The following is a 17,937-nucleotide window of genomic DNA, read 5'->3' on the forward strand; positions in this document are numbered from 1 at the left end:
TCAGTCCGGCAGCGCGGCGACATAGGCGCGCACGACATGCGCCGAGTTGGCCGAGGCAAGGTGCTCGAACGTGTACTCCATGTTCTTGTCGGCATCGCCACCGGCAAGGTCGGACAGGCTGCGGAAGATGATCGTGGGCACGGTGTTGGCCCATGCCACTTGCGCCACGGCGGCGCTTTCCATGTCGAGCACGCGGGCCTTCCATGCGCCGAACAGGTATTCGCGGAATTCGGCGTTGTCGGCATAGATCCCGGCGGTCACCCCGGTGCCGCCGACCTGCACTTTGGGTTCGCGCGGCAGGCACAGTTCCGACCCGGCGCGCGCCTTGTCGCTTGGCGCAACGCAGCGTTCGAGCTTGATCGTGGGCACGACCTTGCGCGCCAGCGCGAGCAACCCCGCATCCATCGGAATGGCGAAGAAGCGCTTGTTGGCCTCGGCCGCATTGCTGACGGTGGTCCCGCGCGGAAAGATGAAATTCCAGTTGGCAGGCGCTCCCGCGATGTGTTCGGGCGGCTGCCAGCCTTGCGCGGTCTTGCGCGCGAACGAGGCTTCGAGATACTGGCCCCAGTCCTCGGGCACGACGACATCACCGATCGACAGCGAGGGGTCCACCCCCCCGGCGATCCCCGAAAAGACGATGCGCTTGACGGTAAAGCGGTCGAGCACGAGCTGGGTGTTCATCGCCGCGTTGACGACGCTGACCCCGCTTTGCATCAGGATCACCGGCTTGCCCTCAAGCGTCCCGGTGAGAAAGGTCAGCCCGTTGATCGTATGGCTCTTGGGCCCCGTGATCGCCCCTTCGAGCGCGTCCCACTCGGGCTTGAAGGCGGTCATGACCACGGTGCGCGGGGCATCGTCGAGCTTCTGGGCCTGGGCCACACAGGGCAGCGCCAGCGCGGCGAAAGCATAAGCGAATTGGCGGATCATGCTGCGGACATCCACACGAAGCGGACCACGAACAGCCCGGCAAGAAGAAACAGGAACCAGTCGGCGCGCTCGGCCTTGCCGCGCAGCAACTTCAACCCGGCGTGCGCGGTAATGCCGAACGCCAGTCCGTTGGCGATCGAGAACGTCAGCGGGATCATTGCGACCGTCAGGAACGCCGGGATGGCGGCCATCGGGTCTTCCCAATCGACCTCGCTCAACGGCAGCAGCATCAGCCCGCCGACGATGATCAGCGCGGGCGCGGTGGCGGCCAGCGGCACGAGTTGCGCGTAAGGCGCGACGAACATGGTTGCCAAGAACAGCAGTCCGGTGACCACGGCGGTAAGGCCCGTGCGTCCGCCCGCCTGCACCCCGGCCGCGCTCTCGACATAGCTGGTGACCGTGCTGGTGCCCGCCATGGCGCCGACGATGGTTGCCACCGCATCGGTTATCAGGATGCGGTTGAGGCCGGGGATGCGGCCCGCCTTGTCCATCAACCCGGCGCGCTTGGTCACGGCGACCAGCGTGCCGATGTTGTCGAACAAGTCGACGAACAGGAACACGAACAGGATCTCGGCCAGCCCGCCCGACAGCCGGAACACGCCGGCAAGGTCGAGCTTGAACGCGGTCTGGGTCAGCGCGGTCAGGCTGTAGGGTTCGGGCGTCATCCGGGCAAAACCGGTCAGCACCGCGACCAGCGTGGTGACGACGATGCCCACCAGCATCGCCCCGCGCAGGTTCCACACGCTCAGCGCGCCGATGATGAACAGGCCAAGCAGGGCGAGCGCCGCGCCCGGCTCGCGCAAGTTGCCCAGCGCCACGAAGGTGGCCGGATTGGCCACGACGATCCCGGCATCCTTCAGCCCGATGAAGCCGATGAACAGGCCGATGCCCCCGGCCACCGCGGCAAACAGGTGCTGCGGAATGGCGCTGACGATCAACTGGCGCACGCCGGTCAGCGTCAGGATCAGGAACACCACGCCCGACAGGAACACGCAGCCCAGCGCCACCGGCCATGGCACGTGCATCTGCTGAACCACGGTGAAACTGAAATAGGCGTTGAGGCCCATGCCCGGCGCAAGAGCAAGCGGCACGTTGGCGACCAGCCCCATCAGGATCGAGGCGAACGCGGCGGCAAAGCAGGTCGCCGCCGCGACCGAGGCCACCGGCAGACCGGCTTGTCCCAGAATTGCCGGGTTGACCAGCACGATGTAGGCCATTGTCAGAAACGTGGTTGCCCCGGCCAGCGCTTCGGTGCGCACGCTGGTGCCCCGCTCGCCAAGGCGGAAGTATCGGTCCAACCGCCCGCCCGCCGTCGGCGCTGCGTCTTGCCCGCTCATCTCGGTTTCCCCGTCATGCCCGTTCCCCTGTCGGCGCCGGTTGCGGCGCGGATGCTGCGATCACGCCACTTTTCTCCAGCATCGCGGCCAGACGCAACAGCGCAGGTTCACCTTTTGCACGCCCTATCAGTTGCAGCCCCAGCGGCAGGCGCCCCGGTCGGTTCAGCGGCACCGCCAGCGACGGCAGGCCAAGGAAGCTGACCGGCTGGGTGTGGATGCCAAGGTCGGCGCGCGCCGGGCGCAGTTCGCCGTCGATCGGGATGCGCGGATCATCCACCAATGGCGCGACGCAAGGCGCAGCGGGCGCCAGCAGCACGTCGAACGGCGCGACCAGTTCGGCCACGCGCGCCTTGTAGTCGGCGCGGAAAGCCCGCGCCTGCGCGATCAGCTCGGGCGGCAGCAGCGCCCCGGCGAGCAAGCGGTCGCGCACTTGCGGATCGAACGCCAGCGCATCGCGGGCAAGGTCGGCGCGGTGCAGCGCCCCGCCCTCTGCCGCGGTGATCAGGAACGCGGCCGAACGCGCGCGCGCGACGTCGGGCAGTTCGAGCAGCGGCGCGTCGGGCGCGATGGCATCGATCGCGGCGAGTTGGTCGGGGTCGGCATTCTGGCGGAACCGGCCACCCAGCCGGGCGACGCGCAGCGGCTTTGCCGCATCATCTCCGCCCCCGCGACCCGACAGCACGCGCCACACCAGTTCCATGTCTGCCGCGCTGGTGGCGAAAGGTCCGATATCGTCGAAGCTGTGCGCGAAGGGAAAGGTGCCCTCCAGCGGCAAGTCGGCATGGCTGGGCTTGAGGCCATAGAGGCCGGTCAGGCTGGCGGGTACGCGGATCGACCCGTTGGTGTCCGACCCCAGCGAGAACGGCAGCAATCCCGCCGCGACAATCGCCGCCGAACCGCCCGAGGAACCACCGGCGAGCCGCGCAAGATCGTGCGGATTGCGGGTGGTGCCGTGGGTGGCGTTGATCGTGGCGAAGCCATAGGCGAACTCGTCCATGTTGAGCGTCGCCACCAGCACCGCGCCTGCGGCCGACAAGCGCCGGATCGCTTCGGCATCGGCCGCGGCTGGCGCGGCATTGGCATGGATCGCCGAACCGGCGGTGGTCGGCAGGCCCGCCACATCGAACAGATCCTTGACCCCATAAGGAACGCCGGCCAGCGGACCGGGGTCTTGCCCGGCGGCGATCACGGCATCGACGGCAGCCGCCTCGGCCCGCGCGCGGTCGGCCAGGATGCGGGTGACCGCCACCAACGCAGGCGCCTCGTCGGCGAGCCGCCGCAAGGTCCGTTCAAGCAGCGCGCTGGCGGTGAACCGACCTGCGCGTATGGCCGCCGCGGTGGCGATGACGCCGGTCATCCGGTCGGCCCGAGCAGGTTTGCCGCATGACCTTGCAACAGGGCGAGGTTGGCCAGAACCCCCGGCAAACACCCAGCCGGAATGGTCAGGCCCAACGCTTCGGCCCGCGCGCGTGCCCGCTCCTCGGTCAGCGCGATTTGCGCGACCAGAGCGGCGCGGTTGGCCGGGATGGGGCTTGGGGTATCATCTTGCGACATGTCATCGCCGCTATGCCCGCAAGCCCCCTAGCGATCCAACGCAATGATCGAAACGGATCGTTGCAAAAAACAGAGCGCTTCAGGTGCCAGGAACAGTGCGCCGATCAGCGCGGCGCCATGCGGATCGCCCCATCGAGCCGGACGGCCTGCCCGTTGAAATAGCTGTTGCGCACGAATTCCAGCGCCAGACTGGCGAACTCGTCGGGCTTGCCCAGCCGCTTGGGGAACGGCACCGAGGCGTTGAGCCCGTCGAGCACCTTTTCGGGCAAGCGGCCAAGCAGCGGCGTGCCGAAGATGCCCGGCATGATCGCGTTCACACGGATGCCCAGATCCATCAGGTCGCGCGCCATCGGCAGGACCAGCCCGTTGACCCCGGCCTTGGCCGAACCATAGGCGATCTGGCCGATCTGCGCGTCCTGCGCCGCGACCGAAGCGGTCAGCGTGATCACCCCGCGCTCGCCGTCCTCCAGCGGCTCAAGGCTTGCCATGCCCAGCGCCGACAGCGAGGCCACGCGGTAGCTGGCCACCAGAATGCCTTCGATCGCAAACGCGTAGTCCGCTGTGGGAAAGCGGATGAACTCGCCGGTTTCCTTGTTGCGGCCCACGGTCTTGCCCTTGCGGTTGGCCATCGCGCAGTGGACCAGCACCCGCTCCTGACCATGTGCGGCGCGCGCGGTGGCGAACCCTGCGATCACCGACTCTTCCGACAGGATATCGACCTTGACGAACAAGCCGCCGATGGCCGCCGCCACTTCGGCGCCCAGTTCCTCGTTCAGGTCGAAGATGGCCACTTTCACGCCCTGCGCGGCCAGCGCCTCGGCCGTGGCGCGGCCAAGGCCCGACGCGCCGCCGGTCACCACGGCGGCCAGATTGCTGTCGATCTTCATCGTGTTGGTCCTGTCAAACTTGCGCTGGCGTCACGCCGGGATCTGGTTGAACGGCACGCCCTTGTCGGGGCGGTGATCCTGCGGCAGGCCAAGGATCTTTTCGGCGATCGTGTTGAGCAGCATCTCGTCGGCGCCCCCGGCGATGCGGCCGGTCGGCGCATTGATCCAGCTGCTTGCCCAGTCTTCCTTCTGGTGGGCATGCTCATCGAACGAAAAGCCCAGATTGCCGCGCAGATCGAGCGCCAGTTCCGACAGCTTTTGCCGGCTGCGCACCGACACCAGCTTGTTGAGCGACCCTTCCGGACCCGGCTGCATGCCCGCCTGCATCATCAGCATCGCGCGGCGGGTGATCGAATCGAGCCCCGCGCGCATCGCGTGATTGCGCGCGATCTGTGAACGGATGCGCCCATCCTCGATCGCGGGACGGCCATTCACTTCGGCCTCGCGCGCGACATCGACGAACAAGTCGAGGTGCGGGCCGAAGCCACCGCTGTCGGTAGCGATATAGCGCTCGATCATCAGCGTGGTCATCGCCACGCCGAAGCCGCCGCCAACCAGGCTCATCCGCTGGCTGTCCTCAAGCCGCACGTCGTCGAAGAACACCTCGTTGACGTGGCTGTCGCCGCCCGCCAGCTTGATCGGGCGCACGTCAACGCCCGGCGCCTTCATGTCCACCCAGAAATAAGTCAGGCCCTTGTGCTTGGGCGCGGTGGGGTCGGTGCGCACGACGATCACGCCATAATCGCAATACTGCGCCCAACTGGTCCACAGCTTCTGGCCGTTGAGCTTCCAGCCGTTGCCGTCCACTTCGGCGCGGCTGCGCAGGCCGGCAAGGTCGGAGCCGCCAGCGGGTTCGGAGAACAACTGGCACCAGATTTCCTCGCCGCGCAGCGCCTTGATCACGCGCTCCTTGACAAAGGCCTTGTCCTGACCGTGCATCATCAGGATCGGCACCGGCATGCCGAGCGAGATGCCGAAGTAGCCGTTGGGCATGCCAAAGGCCATTTCCTCGGTCTCGAACAGCATCTTTTCAAGGTGGGTCAGCCCCTGCCCGCCGTATTCCTTGGGCCAGTTGATCCCGCCGAACCCGGCATCATAGCGCGCGGCAAGGTACTTGCGGCCAACCTCGATGTCCTGTTCGACGCTCAACCCCTTGCGCGCAGGGCGGGCGAATTCGCCGGCAACCGATTCCAGCCAGTTGCGCGCGCGGGCGCTGTACGCTTCGTAGTTGGTGCTGCTCATGCCGTTTCTCCGGTCAGCTGGTCGACCAGCAGGTCTTCCCAGAACAACAGGTTACCTTGTTCGATGGCGAGGCTGCGGGCGCGCCGCATGTGCAGGTGCAGGCCCTGCTCCCACGTCACGCCGATGCCGCCATGCACCTGCACGCAATCGCGCGCGGCGGTGTCATAGGCTTCGGTCGCCGAAATCCGCGCGTCGGCCGCAGCCATCAGGAAGTCGTCCGAACCTTCCGCTGCCGCTGCATGGATAGCATTGGCCCGCGCGATCTCGACCAGCCCGTAAAGCTCGGCAATGCGGTGCTTGACCGACTGGAACGCGCCGATCGGCTGACCGAACGCCTTGCGCGTATTGGCATAGTCGCGCGCGATCAGCAGCAGCGCCTCGGCCCCGCCGACTTGTTCGTGCGCGGTGATCACGGCCATGCGGCCCAGCAGATCGAGCGCCAGCGCCCGCGCGTCCTCTCCTTCGGCCAGCAGCGTTGCCGGGGTCTGGGCAAAGACCAGATCGGCATAAAGGCGGCTGTTGTCGAAGCTGCGGATCGGCTTGCGCACCACGCTATCGAGTTCGGCGAGCACCAGCGCGGGGCGGCCCGCGTGGCTGGCCCAGACCACCGCGACATCGGCAGTGATCGCGGCGGGAATGCCATGCTTGGTGCCGTTGAGCACGCCCTTGTCGAACGTGACCGCGGGCACCGGCGGCAGCGGCGCGTTGCCTTCGGCAAAGGCGACCGTCGCCAGCACTTCACCGCTGGCCAGCCGGGGCAGCCATGCAGCCTTCACCGCATCGCTTCCTGCCAGCACCAGAGCCTGCGCGGCGCCATAGCCGACGGTCAGGAACGGCGCGCCTGCGGTTGCGGCGCCGCTGGCCTGCGCGACCAGACCCAGCTCGATCAGGCCGAGCCCCAGCCCGCCATGCGCTTCGGGAATGGCGAGCGCGGTCCAGCCTTGCTCGACGGCGGTTTCCCAGAACGGCGCGTCGTATTCGCCGACGACCTCAAGCAGCTTGAGCAGCCGCGCCTTGCTGGTTCGGGCATCGAGCACGCGGCGCGATTCGGTCGCGATCGCCTGCTGCCCTTCATCGTGAAGGATGGACATCCCTGGCACTCCCTCTTGCGTGTCCGCGTTGTGCCATCCGGGCCGACCGGGTGTGGCCCGGCTGCGGATGCGCGTGTCGTGTGCTTGCCCGACCATTGTTTAGTCGATCGATTAAACAATGCACAGCCTTGCCCCACTTGGCAAGCGACGATCCACCGAAGCGACTGCAACTAGCGGACAAGCCGTTCTGATAAGGCCCGATTTTCTCGGAAACTGGCCCATTTGGGCATCTGGCGAACCAAAGGTGATACACTTTGAGACTTGCCCTTCGCCGTCCGAAGGGATGGGGATAGCGCCCATGCGCAGTCTGACCACCGTTGCCCTGACCACCCCGTTCGCCATGCTGCTGGCCGGTTGCGCCGTCGGGCCGACCTATCTGGCGCCCACCGCGCCCACGCTGGGAGTGCCCGCTGCATGGTCGGTGCCCGCCACCGCCAGCCGCGAGGATCTGGCGGCATGGTGGCGCCGTTTCGATGACCCGGTGCTGTCGGCGCTGATCGACAAGGCCATGGCCGGAAACCTCGATATCGCACAGGCGCAGGCGCGGCTGCGGCAGGCGCGCGAGGCGCTCGTCCAGTCGCGCAGCGGCTTGTTCCCCACGCTGTCGGCCAGCGGTAGCGGCGGCCGGAACGAAGCGCTGGCGGGCACCCTATCGCCCACCGGCAGCGGGGCCACCAGCCTCTCGCTCGGGCTCGATGCCAGCTATCAGGCCGATGTGTTCGGCGGCGTGCGGCGCTCGGTCGAGGCAAGCAGCGCCGATCTGGCGGCAAGCGGCTTCACGCTGGCGGCCACCCAGTTGTCGATGGAAAGCGAACTTGCCCGCAACTACATGCAGGCGCGCGGCTTTCAGCAGCAGCTCGATCTGGCCCGCGCCACTCTGGCAATTCAGGACGACAACCTGTCGATCGCGCAATTCCGCGTGCAGGCGGGGCTTGTCACCTCGGTCGATGTCGAAAGCGCCCGCGCTTCCCGCGCGCAGGCGGCGGCTGTCATTCCGCAAGTGGAGCAGTCCTTTGCCGCAGCCGTCGCGCGGATCGCGGTGCTGACCGGAGAGGCACCCGGCGCCTTGCGGCCGCTGCTGGCCACCCCCGCGCCGATCCCCACCGGCCCGGCCAACATCGCGCTGGGCATTCCTGCCGACCTGCTGCGCCGCCGACCCGACGTGCTGTCTGCCGAGCGCAACCTTGCGGCGGCCAGCGCGCGGATCGGCGTGGCGCAGGCCCGGCTCTATCCGGCGCTGTCGTTCACCGGATCGCTGGCAAGCAGCGCCGGAGCGGTGCGCACCTTGTTCGATACGATCACCGGCAGCCTGTTTGCCAATCTGGCGCAGACGCTGTTCGACGGCGGATCGCGGCGCGCCCAGACCCGCTCTGCCCGCGCCGGTGCCGACCTTGCCTTTGCCGCCTATAAAAGCAGCGTGCTGCGCGCGATCGAGGACACCGAGAATGCCGCAGGCGCGCTCGACAGCGCCGAAGCGCGCGAGGTCCAGTTTGCGCTTGCGGCAACGGCCGCGCAGAACTCGGCCATTCTTGCGCGCAGCCAGTACCGCGCCGGGCTGACCGATTTCACCACGCTCAACACGCAGGAATCCGCGCTGGTCAACGCGCGCACCAGCCTGCTGCAAGCCCGCGCGGACAAGGCGCAGGCGCTGGTGACGCTGTTTGTCGCACTGGGCGGTGGCTGGAGCGGAGCGGACCTTGCGCCCGCCGCTGCGGCTACGCCCTCATCATCCCCTCGCTGACCGGATCGCACCATGCCAGCTCCCACCACGACCCCCGAAGCTGTCACGCCCGCCGTGGATGAGCCCAAGGATCTCGACGCGTTTCTTGGCGAGACCAAAACCCCGGCGTGGCACCGCTGGCTGCGGCTCGGCGGCATCGCGCTGGCGGTGGTGCTGGTGCTGCTCGGCCTGTGGTACTGGCTCAGCCCGGCCAAGACCGGTGGCTATGCGACCGCGCCGGTCGAACAGGGCAAGCTGATGACGACGGTTTCAGCCACCGGCCGTCTGGCGCCGACCAATCAGGTGACCGTCGGCTCGCAGCTTTCCGGGTTGGTGACGACCGTGCTGGTCGATGTCAACGACCGGGTCGTGGCGGGTCAGGCGCTGGCCGAGATCGACCCCTCGCAGCTTGATGACCAGATCCGCCAGGCCGAAGCGACACTGGGTGCCAACGCCGCGCAAGTGCAGCAGGCGCGCGCGACGCTGGCCCAATCGCAGGCACAACTGGCGCGGCTTGAGGACGTCTATCGCCTGTCGGGCGGCAAAGTGCCCTCGGGCACCGAACTGCAAAGCGGACGGGCCGACGTACAACGCGCGGTCGCGGCGCTGGCGGTGGCGCAGGCCAACGTCAAGGCGCAGCAGGCCGTGCTGTCGCAAGCCAAAGTGCAGCGCGCCCGCGCGATCATCCGCTCGCCGGTTTCGGGCGTGGTGCTGGCCCGCCAGATCGACCCCGGCCAGACCGTGGCGGCATCGTTCAACACGCCGACGCTGTTCGTGATCGCCGAGGATCTGGCCAAGATGAAGCTGGAAGTCTCGATCGACGAGGCCGATGTCGGCGCGGTCAAGGTCGGCCAGAAGGCCAGCTTCGGCGTCGATGCCTTTGTCGGCGAGCGCTTCCCGGCCCGCATCACCCGCGTCGATATCGGCTCTAACCTGACGGTATCGTCGGCCTCCTCGTCGTCGTCGTCATCGAGCACGACGACCTCGACCACCAGCGGGCAAGTGGTCTCCTATGCCGCCGACCTCAGCGTGGACAACACCGACTTGCGGCTGCGTCCGGGGATGACCGCAACCGCCGATATCGTCACGTCCGACCGCGACAACGTGCTGATGGTGCCCAATGCCGCCTTGCGCTTCACCCCGTCTGTCGGCTCGGGCAAGGCCAGCGGCGTTGCCGGTGCGCTCAAGTTCGGGCCGCCGCGCCTGTCGGGTGGCAGCGCCCAGCGCACCGCCACCGTCCGCCATGGCGCGCAACAGACGGTCTATGTCCAGAACGCGGACGGCGCCTTGCAGGCTGTCCAGATCACCACCGGCGACAGCAACGGCACCAAGACCGAAGTCATCGGCGGCGGGTTGAAGCCGGGCATGCAAGTGGTCACCGGCGAGCTTGCCAGCACCGCCGCCAGCCCGCGCAAGACCCCAACCCCGCCGGCCGGGTGAGCCATGGCCCTGCAACCGCCCTCCAGCCCGCTGCCGCTTCAGCCGATCATTGAACTGCAAGGCGTGACCAAGACCTATGGCACCGGCCCGACCGCGTTTTCCGCGCTCAAGGGCATCGACCTTGCCATTGCCGAGCGCGATTTCGTGGCGGTCATGGGCCCGTCGGGATCGGGCAAGTCGACGACGATGAACATCCTTGGCTGTCTGGATACACCGACCACCGGCCGCTTCCTGTTCAAGGGGCATGAAGTGCAGGCGCTTGGCCGCGACCAGCGCGCGTTGCTGCGGCGGCGCTACCTTGGCTTCGTGTTTCAGGGGTTCAACCTGCTGGCGCGGACGAGCGCGCTGGAAAACGTCGAGCTGCCGCTGATCTATCGCGGCGATGAAAAGAAGACGCGGCGGCGCGATGCCATGGCCGCGCTGGACAAAGTCGGGCTGGCGCAATGGTGGAACCACACCCCGTCCGAACTGTCGGGCGGCCAGCAGCAGCGCGTGGCGATCGCCCGCGCGCTGGTCACCAATCCGGCGGTGCTGCTGGCCGATGAGCCGACCGGCAACCTCGACACCGAACGCTCGATCGAGATCATGGAACTGCTCAACGGGCTGAACCGCGATCTTGGCATCACCGTGGTCATGGTCACGCACGAGCCGGAAATGGCCGCCTTTGCCCGCACCATCGTGCACTTCCGCGACGGGCTGGTCGCAAGCATCGAGCGGCACGATCCCACCGCCACGATCGCGGCGGCCGATGCCGAAGTGAATGCCGCTGCCCACGCGACCGCGCCGGAGACCACCTGAATGCTCGGGACCACCATCCTGCTGGCGATGCGCTCGATCACGCGGCACCTGCTGCGCTCGTTCCTGACGACGCTGGGCATCGTCATCGGGGTGGCTGCGGTGGTCGCCATGGTCACGCTGGGCGAGGCGACGACCGCTGCCATCAGCAAGCAGATCTCGGCGCTGGGCACCAACGTGCTGCTGGTCCGTCCGGGGCAAGGCTTCGGGCGCGGCGGCGGCGGCGAGCGGCCGCAGGACTTCAAGCCCGATGACCTGATCGCCATCCGCGACCAGATCGGCGGGGTCAAGGCCGTGGCAGCGCAAGCGCAATCGAGCGCCACCGCGATCTACGAAGGCGCCAACTGGTCGACCACGATCAACGGCACCACCAACAGCTATTTTCAGGTCCAGCCCTGGCCGCTGGCTTCGGGACGGCTGTTCACCCCGACCGAGGAAGGCGCGGGCAAGGCGGTCTGCCTGATCGGCAACACCGTGCGAACCCGCCTGTTCCGCGAGCGCGACCCGGTGGGCCTGCGCTTTCGCGTCGGCAGCGTCAGTTGTGACGTGATCGGCGTGCTCTCGACCAAAGGGCAGGCAGGCTTTGGCGGCGATCAGGATGACGTGGTGATCATGCCGCTCAAGACCGTGCAGCGCCGCTTTACCGGAAGCACCGACTTGCGCTCGATCATGGTCGGGGTCGATACCGACTGGTCGACCACGCAAGTGCAGAACGCGATCATCCGCCTGCTGCGCGAACGCCGCAAGATCACCGTGGGCAAGGACGACGATTTCAACATCTTCGACACCAAGCAGATTTCCGACACGCTGACCGGCACCACCACGCTGCTGACGCGGATCGTGGCGGCGGTGGCGGGGATCAGTCTGGTCGTCGGCGGGATCGGCATCATGAACATCATGCTCGTCTCGGTGACCGAGCGGACGCGCGAGATCGGCATCCGCCTTGCCATCGGCGCGGTCGCCAGCGAAGTGCTGCTGCAGTTTCTGGTCGAGGCGATCGTGCTGTCGTGCCTTGGCGGGGTGATCGGGCTGGTGCTGGCGCAACTGGTGATCGCCATCGCCACCCCGCTGATGCAGGTGCCCTATATCTTTGATACCGAGATCAACGTGTTCGCGTTCGGCATCTCGGCGCTGATCGGGGTGGTGTTCGGCTATTTCCCCGCCCGCCGCGCCGCCTCGCTCGACCCGATCGAGGCGCTGCGGCACGAGTGAGGCCACAGATGCCGGTTCAGGCGCCCCCAGTTCAGGCGCCCCGGTTCAGGCGCTTCAGTTCAATTGCCGCTTCTCGAGTTTGCGCGCCAGTGTGCGGCGGTGCATGCCCAGTCGGCGCGCGGCTTCCGATATGTTGAAGTCGCATTCGGCCAGCGTGGTGTGGATATATTCCCACTCCACCGTCTTGATCGAGCTTTTGCGCCCCTCCAGCGGGACGGTGGGATCGCCCGCGTGGCGGCCGAAGGCTTCCTCGATATCGTCGGTATTGGCCGGTTTGGCGAGGTAGTGGGCCGCGCCCAGCTTGATCGCCTCGACCGCGGTGGCGATGCTGGCAAAGCCCGTCAGCACCACGATCCGCGTGTCGGGATCGCGCTCGTGCAGCATGTGCACGCACGTGAGGCCCGAAGCGGTGCCAAGCTTCAGATCGACCACGGCATAGGCGAAATCCTGCGCCGCCAGCAGCGCTTCCAATGCCTCGGGGCTGGCCGCCTGCCGCACCGCATAGCCGCGCTTTTCAAAGCTGCGCGCCAAAGTCCGGGCAAACGCCGGGTCATCCTCGACGATGACGAGTTGCGGCCTATCTGGATCGATATGGTCTGGTTCCATCAGGACGTACCTTCCCGCTTGCGTTCGGGCACGGCCAGCGCGGCCAGCGGGATCGTCAGCCGCACCAGCGCGCCGCCGTGCGGACGGTTGGCGACCGTGACCCGGCCGCCCAGCTTGCGCAACACGTTGACCACCAGAAACAGCCCCAGCCCGCCGCCGGGCCGTCCTTTGGTCGAAGCATAGGGCCGCCCGAACGTATCGAGCATCTCGGCCGTGAAGCCGGGTCCGCGATCGGTCACCTCGATCACCAGTTCGCTGTCGGCCAGACTGGCCTCGATCCACACTTCGGCGGGCGAGACTTCGAGCGCGTTGTCCACGACGTTGCCGATCACCTGCCGCAGCGCCGGATCGGAGACGATCGACAGGTCGCTGTCGATGCGGTTGCGCAAGGCTACCGCGCCATTGCTGCGCGCGGCCCATTCGCGGGCGATATCGCGCACGAAAGTGTCGAGCCGGGTAATCGTCGGGTTCTCGCCCCGCGCCTCGCCCGCCGACAACAGGATGCCCGAGACGATCGACTTGCAGCGCTGCAGTTCGGTTTCCATGTCGGCCAGTTCGGCGGCCATGTCGGTATCGGCGGCGATGGCGGGATGGCGCAACCAGTCGCGCACCAGCACCGACATCGTCGACAAGGGCGTGCCCAGTTCATGTGCCGCGCCCGACGCGAGCAGGCCCATGCGCACGATGTGGTCCTCTTCGGCCGCCTGCTGGCGCAGCTTGGCCAAGGCCGTATCGCTTTGCCGCCGGTTGCGGTCGATGCGGATGACGAAGAACACCAGCAGCACCGCGATCAGCAGGAAGCACACGAAGCTGCCGGTCAGATAGAGATCGAGCGGCGCACCGGCATGCACCGGCGGCAGCGCCAGCGGCTGGTAGTCGAAGCTCAACAGCACCACGCACAGCACCGCGATGGCCGCCACGATCCAGCTCCAGTCGGGCGGCAGCAGGATCGCGCCGATGACGATCTGCAGCAGGAACAGGAAGGTGAACGGATTGGTCACGCCCCCGCTGAAATGGAGTTGCCAGGTCAGCGCCAATACGTCGAGCATCAGCGCGCCAAGCAATTCGACATAAGTATAGCCCTGCCGCTCGCGCCCCATCACTTGCGTGGACAAATTGACGATGGCCAGCAGCACCGGCACCGAAACGAGCTGCGCCAGCGGCAGGCCGATGCCCATGAAGCGCGCGGCGATCCAGATCGTCAGCAACTGTCCGACCACCGCCATCCAGCGCAACTGCACCAGCAGCACCATGTTGCGCGCGCTGGCAGGCGGATAGAGCAGACGGGAGCCGGGCTTGTTCATGATCGACGGCGCCATAGCACGACTGCCAGCCCCGCGCACAGCAGCGCCATGGTGAACCACGTCAGCGCATAGCCAAGGTGGTTGTTCGGGAAGGCGATCACGGTCAGGCCGGGCACCGGCTCGGCCGGATCGCTGGACGGCGGCACAAGGCCCTGCGCATCGATGAACAGGCGCGGATCGGCCTGAACCCCGCGTTTGGCGGCAATGGCGGCGATGTCGCGCGCATACCAGCGGTCGAGCGCGGGCCGGTTGGCGCGCAGCAAGGTGCCGTGCGGCTCGGTCAGGCGCAGCAGGCCGATGACCGTGACCTGTCCCTGTCCCTGGCCCTGGCCCTGGCCCTGGCCCTGGCCTTGGCTGAGGCCCACGCGGCGGCGCTGGTCGGCCACTTTGCTGCCCACCGGCACGAAGCCGCGATTGACGAAATAGGCCCTGCCCTGTTCGGTGCGCAGCGGAACCAGCACCCAGTATCCGCTGCCCAGCGCCGACGTGCCGGTGACGAGCGTCGTCCCTGCCGGATCGAACCGCCCTTGCAGCGTGACCCGGCGATAGGCCAGCGCATCGAGCGAGCCGGACGGCAGGCGGCTCACCGGCAGCGGGGCGGCCTGCGTGGCGGCGTCGACGCGGGCGATCAGCGCCTCTTTCCATGCCAGCCGCTGCACCTGCCACACGCCCAGCGCCACGAACACCGGCACCAGCAGCGCCAGCAGAGCGATGGGCAGGCTGGCGCGCCGAGCGGGGAGCGCGCGCTCCCCGTTCATGGTCAAGGCAGCGCGTCCGCCTGATGCGCGGTCATCTGCGGCATCATGTTGTGGTTGAGGTGGTACATCACCCACAGCGACCCGGTCAGCGCGATCACGATGACGATGATCGTGAAGATCAGCGCCAGCAGGTTCCAGCCGCCTTCGGCCTTGGCGTTCATGTGCAGGAAGAAGATCATGTGGACGATCACTTGCGCCACCGCGAACAGCGCGATGGTCAGCGCGGTCAGGGTCTTGTCGCCCAGTGCGCCGGTCATCACCAGCCAGAACGGGATCGCGGTCAGCACCACCGAGGCGATGAAGCCGGTGGCATATTCGCGCAACGACACATGCGGCGCGTCGATGCCGTGGCCGGTGTCGTGATGCAGGTCGTGTGCTTCGTGTGCAGCGCTCATCGCACCATTCCCATCAGGTAGACAAAGGTGAACACGCCGATCCAGATCACGTCGAGGAAGTGCCAGAACATCGACAGGCACAGGATGCGGCGGCGGTTGGCATCGCACAGGCCGCGCTGGCCGATCTGCACCAGCAGCACCGCCAGCCAGACCAGCCCGAACGTCACATGCAGCCCGTGCGTCCCAACCAGCGTGAAGAACGCCGACAGGAAGGCGCTGCGTTGCGGGGTGGCGCCCTCGGCGATGAGGTGCGAGAACTCGTACAGTTCGATCGACAGGAACGCTGCGCCGAACAGCGCGGTCGCAATCAGCCAGCCGATGACCGGGCCCTTGGTGCCGCGCTGCATCGCCAGCATCGCAAAGCCATAGGTCATCGACGAGAACAGCAGCATCGCGGTGTTTAGCGCGACCAGCGGCAGGTCGAACAGATCCTTCGGCCCCGGCCCTGCGGCAAAGTTGCCGCCCAGCACGCCGAACGCGGCAAACAGCATCGCGAAGATGAGGCAGTCGCTCATCAGGTAGATCCAGAAGCCCAGCAGCGTGCTGCCGCCTTCGGGATGGTCGTGTTCGTTCAGGTCATAGTAGCCGGCCGTCAAGGTCGCGCCGCTGAGCGAGGCGGGAAGCGGTTGCTGCGGAGTGCTCATGCGCTGGCTCCCTGATGCGCGGCGAGTTGGCGGGTGCGCTGCGCCTCGGTCGCGGCGACGGTCTCGGCCGGGATGTGATAGGCGCGGTCATAGTTGAAGGTATGCGCGATCGCGGTGATCAGCAGCCCGGCAAAGCCGACGATGGCCAGCCACCAGATGTGCCAGATCATCGCGAACCCGAAGATCAGGCTGATGCCCGACAGGATCACGCCCGCTCCGGTGTTGCGCGGCATGTGGATCGGCCGGAAGCCATCGAGCGGACGCACCACGCCCAGCCGCTTCATGTCGGCCCAGGCGTCAAGATCGTGGGCGATCGGCGTGAACGCGAAGTTGTAGGCGGGCGGCGGCGAGCTGGTCGCCCATTCCAGCGTGCGCGCGTTCCACGGATCGCCGGTCTCGTCGCGGTTCTGGTCGCGCCGCATGATCGACACGCCGTACTGCACCAGCATCGCCGCGATCCCGCCTGCGATCATGAACGCACCGATGGCGGCGATCACGAACCAGATCTGCAAGCTGGGATCGTCGAACACCCGCATCCGCCGCGTCACGCCCATCAGGCCCATCACATAGAGCGGGCTGAACGCCAGCCAGAAGCCGGGCACCCACAGCCAGAAGCTGACTTTGCCCCAGAACGGTTCCAGCTTGAAGCCGAACGCCTTGGGCCACCAGTAGTTGATCGCGGCAAACACCCCGAACACCACCCCGCCGATGATCACGTTGTGGAAGTGCGCGATCAGGAACAGCGAATTGTGCAACACGAAGTCGGCAGGCGGCACCGCCAGCAGAACCCCGGTCATCCCGCCGATCACGAACGTCAGCATGAACGCCACCGTCCACATCATCGGCAGGTCATAGCGGATGCGCGCGCGGTACATCGTGAACATCCAGTTGAACAGCTTGGCCCCGGTGGGGATCGAGATCACCATCGTGGTGATGCCGAAGAAGCTGTTGACGCTGGCGCCCGAACCCATCGTGAAGAAGTGGTGCAGCCACACGACATAGGACAGGATGGTGATGACCACCGTGGCATAGACCATCGAGCTGTAGCCGAACAGGCGCTTGCCGCAGAACGTGGCGGTGACTTCGGAAAACACGCCAAAGATCGGCAGCACCAGAATGTAGACCTCGGGGTGGCCCCAGATCCAGATCAGGTTGACGTACATCATCGGGCTGCCGCCCAGATCGTTGGTGAAGAAGTTGGTGCCGACATAGCGGTCAAGGCTGAGCAGCACGAGCACCGCGGTCAGCACCGGGAACGAGGCGACGATCAGCACGTTGGTGCACAGCGAGGTCCAGGTGAAGATCGGCATCTTCATCAGCGACATGCCCGGCGCGCGCATCTTGACGATGGTGGCGATCAGGTTGATCCCCGAAAGCGTCGTGCCCACCCCCGCGATCTGCAGCGCCCAGATGTAATAGTCGACGCCCACGCCCGGACTATAGGCCAGCCCCGACAGCGGCGGATAGGCCAGCCAGCCGGTCGCCGCGAACTCACCGATGAACAGCGAGGCCATGACCAGCACCGCACCCGCCGTCGTCATCCAGAAGCTGAAGTTGTTGAGGAACGGGAACGACACGTCGCGCGCGCCGATCTGCAGCGGCACCACGAAGTTCATCAGGCCGGTGACGAACGGCATCGCCACGAAGAAGATCATGATCACCCCGTGCGCGGTGAACACCTGATCGTAGTGGTGCGCGGTCAGATAGCCTTCCGAACCGTTGAACGCGATGGCCTGCTGGATGCGCATCATGATGGCATCGGCAAAGCCGCGCAGGAACATCACCAGCCCCAGCACCATGTACATCACGCCGATCTTCTTGTGATCGACGCTGGTGAACCATTCCTTCCATAAATATGTCCACAGGCGGAACCAGGTAAGCGCAGCCACCAGCGTAAGCCCGCCCAGCGCCACCATGGCGAAAGTCGCCAGAATGATCGGCTCGTGCAGCGGCAGCGCGTCGAGCGAGAGCCGTCCCATCAGGAACGACCAGGTTTGATCGGATGAAGTCATGACACTTGGCCTG

The 17,937-nt window shown here is 66.8% G+C and carries 17 protein-coding genes; 4 read left to right on the forward strand and 13 right to left on the reverse strand.

Annotated elements, in window-relative coordinates; all coding sequences use genetic code 11:
• From LDN95_RS01460 to LDN95_RS01490, 7 genes are all read right to left on the reverse strand, one after another.
• Complete coding sequence (locus LDN95_RS01460) at positions 1–927, reverse strand: 5'-methylthioadenosine/S-adenosylhomocysteine nucleosidase (protein ID WP_226015842.1); 927 nt, start codon at positions 925–927, stop codon at positions 1–3.
• Positions 924–2,264 carry an NCS2 family permease gene (locus LDN95_RS01465; RefSeq protein ID WP_226015843.1) on the reverse strand — a complete coding sequence of 447 codons (1,341 nt, stop codon included), beginning with the start codon at positions 2,262–2,264 and terminating at the stop codon, positions 924–926. The genes LDN95_RS01460 and LDN95_RS01465 overlap by 4 nt, the downstream gene beginning before the upstream one ends.
• Positions 2,265–2,277: 13 nt before the next feature.
• Positions 2,278–3,621: an AtzE family amidohydrolase gene (locus tag LDN95_RS01470; RefSeq protein ID WP_226015844.1), complete on the reverse strand. Its 1,344-nt coding sequence runs from the start codon at positions 3,619–3,621 to the stop codon at positions 2,278–2,280.
• The gene (locus tag LDN95_RS01475) at positions 3,618–3,818 is read right to left on the reverse strand and encodes a DUF4089 domain-containing protein (RefSeq protein ID WP_226015845.1); all 201 of its coding nucleotides are present in this window, start codon (positions 3,816–3,818) and stop codon (positions 3,618–3,620) included. Before LDN95_RS01475 ends, LDN95_RS01470 begins: the two co-directional genes overlap by 4 nt.
• Before the next feature lie 104 nt (positions 3,819–3,922).
• Positions 3,923–4,705 (reverse strand): SDR family oxidoreductase, encoded by a 783-nt coding sequence (locus tag LDN95_RS01480; protein ID WP_226015846.1) that lies wholly within the window; start codon positions 4,703–4,705, stop codon positions 3,923–3,925.
• Positions 4,706–4,735: 30 nt separating this feature from the next.
• The gene (locus tag LDN95_RS01485) at positions 4,736–5,947 is read right to left on the reverse strand and encodes an acyl-CoA dehydrogenase family protein (protein WP_226015847.1); all 1,212 of its coding nucleotides are present in this window, start codon (positions 5,945–5,947) and stop codon (positions 4,736–4,738) included.
• Positions 5,944–7,038: an acyl-CoA dehydrogenase family protein gene (locus LDN95_RS01490; protein WP_226015848.1), complete on the reverse strand. Its 1,095-nt coding sequence runs from the start codon at positions 7,036–7,038 to the stop codon at positions 5,944–5,946. The genes LDN95_RS01485 and LDN95_RS01490 overlap by 4 nt, the downstream gene beginning before the upstream one ends.
• Positions 7,039–7,336: 298 nt before the next feature.
• On the opposite strand from LDN95_RS01490, the gene LDN95_RS01495 reads away from it, so the two are divergent.
• The 4 genes from LDN95_RS01495 to LDN95_RS01510 are packed head-to-tail and all read left to right on the forward strand — an operon-like array spanning position 7,337 to position 12,205.
• The gene (locus tag LDN95_RS01495) at positions 7,337–8,779 is read left to right on the forward strand and encodes an efflux transporter outer membrane subunit (RefSeq protein WP_226015849.1); all 1,443 of its coding nucleotides are present in this window, start codon (positions 7,337–7,339) and stop codon (positions 8,777–8,779) included.
• A 12-nt stretch (positions 8,780–8,791) separates the two neighbouring features.
• The gene (locus LDN95_RS01500) at positions 8,792–10,198 is read left to right on the forward strand and encodes an efflux RND transporter periplasmic adaptor subunit (protein ID WP_226015850.1); all 1,407 of its coding nucleotides are present in this window, start codon (positions 8,792–8,794) and stop codon (positions 10,196–10,198) included.
• 3 nt (positions 10,199–10,201) lie between these two features.
• Positions 10,202–10,996 carry an ABC transporter ATP-binding protein gene (locus LDN95_RS01505; RefSeq protein WP_370631632.1) on the forward strand — a complete coding sequence of 265 codons (795 nt, stop codon included), beginning with the start codon at positions 10,202–10,204 and terminating at the stop codon, positions 10,994–10,996.
• Positions 10,997–12,205 (forward strand): ABC transporter permease, encoded by a 1,209-nt coding sequence (locus LDN95_RS01510; protein ID WP_226015851.1) that lies wholly within the window; start codon positions 10,997–10,999, stop codon positions 12,203–12,205.
• Between the two features lie 54 nt (positions 12,206–12,259).
• Here the strand turns inward: LDN95_RS01510 and LDN95_RS01515 are convergent, their stop codons facing one another.
• From LDN95_RS01515 to cyoB, 6 genes are read right to left on the reverse strand one after another with little or no spacing between them, the layout of a single operon-like run.
• A complete protein-coding gene (locus LDN95_RS01515) occupies positions 12,260–12,811 on the reverse strand; it encodes a response regulator transcription factor (protein WP_226015852.1) in 552 nt (183 codons plus the stop codon).
• Positions 12,811–14,115 carry an ATP-binding protein gene (locus LDN95_RS01520; RefSeq protein ID WP_226015853.1) on the reverse strand — a complete coding sequence of 435 codons (1,305 nt, stop codon included), beginning with the start codon at positions 14,113–14,115 and terminating at the stop codon, positions 12,811–12,813. The genes LDN95_RS01515 and LDN95_RS01520 overlap by 1 nt, the downstream gene beginning before the upstream one ends.
• Positions 14,112–14,873, reverse strand: a complete 762-nt coding sequence (locus LDN95_RS01525; protein ID WP_226015916.1) for an SURF1 family protein — start codon at positions 14,871–14,873, stop codon at positions 14,112–14,114. The genes LDN95_RS01520 and LDN95_RS01525 overlap by 4 nt, the downstream gene beginning before the upstream one ends.
• A 2-nt stretch (positions 14,874–14,875) precedes the next feature.
• Entirely contained in the window at positions 14,876–15,268 is a 393-nt protein-coding gene (cyoD, locus tag LDN95_RS01530; protein ID WP_226015854.1) for a cytochrome o ubiquinol oxidase subunit IV, read from the reverse strand.
• Positions 15,265–15,912 (reverse strand): cytochrome o ubiquinol oxidase subunit III, encoded by a 648-nt coding sequence (gene cyoC, locus LDN95_RS01535; RefSeq protein ID WP_226015855.1) that lies wholly within the window; start codon positions 15,910–15,912, stop codon positions 15,265–15,267. Before cyoC ends, cyoD begins: the two co-directional genes overlap by 4 nt.
• A complete protein-coding gene (gene cyoB, locus LDN95_RS01540) occupies positions 15,909–17,924 on the reverse strand; it encodes a cytochrome o ubiquinol oxidase subunit I (RefSeq protein ID WP_226015856.1) in 2,016 nt (671 codons plus the stop codon). The genes cyoC and cyoB overlap by 4 nt, the downstream gene beginning before the upstream one ends.
• Between the last annotated feature and the right edge of the window lie 13 nt (positions 17,925–17,937).

It is taken from the genome of Novosphingobium sp. FKTRR1, assembly GCF_020404405.1.
In the GTDB taxonomy this organism is placed as follows: Bacteria; Pseudomonadota; Alphaproteobacteria; order Sphingomonadales; family Sphingomonadaceae; genus Novosphingobium.

Excerpts from the sequence above, each read along its gene's own strand:
- LDN95_RS01510 (WP_226015851.1), top strand. The coding sequence starts at position 10,997 with ATGCTCGGGACCACCATCCTGCTGGCGATGCGCTCGATCACGCGGCAC.
- cyoD (WP_226015854.1), bottom strand. The coding sequence starts at position 15,268 with ATGAGCGCTGCACACGAAGCACACGACCTGCATCACGACACCGGCCAC.
- LDN95_RS01480 (WP_226015846.1), bottom strand. The coding sequence starts at position 4,705 with ATGAAGATCGACAGCAATCTGGCCGCCGTGGTGACCGGCGGCGCGTCG.
- LDN95_RS01475 (WP_226015845.1), bottom strand. The coding sequence starts at position 3,818 with ATGTCGCAAGATGATACCCCAAGCCCCATCCCGGCCAACCGCGCCGCT.
- LDN95_RS01515 (WP_226015852.1), bottom strand. The coding sequence starts at position 12,811 with ATGGAACCAGACCATATCGATCCAGATAGGCCGCAACTCGTCATCGTC.
- LDN95_RS01460 (WP_226015842.1), bottom strand. The coding sequence starts at position 927 with ATGATCCGCCAATTCGCTTATGCTTTCGCCGCGCTGGCGCTGCCCTGT.
- LDN95_RS01500 (WP_226015850.1), top strand. The coding sequence starts at position 8,792 with ATGCCAGCTCCCACCACGACCCCCGAAGCTGTCACGCCCGCCGTGGAT.
- LDN95_RS01520 (WP_226015853.1), bottom strand. The coding sequence starts at position 14,115 with ATGAACAAGCCCGGCTCCCGTCTGCTCTATCCGCCTGCCAGCGCGCGC.
- LDN95_RS01495 (WP_226015849.1), top strand. The coding sequence starts at position 7,337 with ATGCGCAGTCTGACCACCGTTGCCCTGACCACCCCGTTCGCCATGCTG.
- LDN95_RS01470 (WP_226015844.1), bottom strand. The coding sequence starts at position 3,621 with ATGACCGGCGTCATCGCCACCGCGGCGGCCATACGCGCAGGTCGGTTC.
- LDN95_RS01525 (WP_226015916.1), bottom strand. The coding sequence starts at position 14,873 with ATGAACGGGGAGCGCGCGCTCCCCGCTCGGCGCGCCAGCCTGCCCATC.
- LDN95_RS01485 (WP_226015847.1), bottom strand. The coding sequence starts at position 5,947 with ATGAGCAGCACCAACTACGAAGCGTACAGCGCCCGCGCGCGCAACTGG.
- cyoC (WP_226015855.1), bottom strand. The coding sequence starts at position 15,912 with ATGAGCACTCCGCAGCAACCGCTTCCCGCCTCGCTCAGCGGCGCGACC.
- LDN95_RS01490 (WP_226015848.1), bottom strand. The coding sequence starts at position 7,038 with ATGTCCATCCTTCACGATGAAGGGCAGCAGGCGATCGCGACCGAATCG.
- LDN95_RS01505 (WP_370631632.1), top strand. The coding sequence starts at position 10,202 with ATGGCCCTGCAACCGCCCTCCAGCCCGCTGCCGCTTCAGCCGATCATT.
- cyoB (WP_226015856.1), bottom strand. The coding sequence starts at position 17,924 with ATGACTTCATCCGATCAAACCTGGTCGTTCCTGATGGGACGGCTCTCG.
- LDN95_RS01465 (WP_226015843.1), bottom strand. The coding sequence starts at position 2,264 with ATGAGCGGGCAAGACGCAGCGCCGACGGCGGGCGGGCGGTTGGACCGA.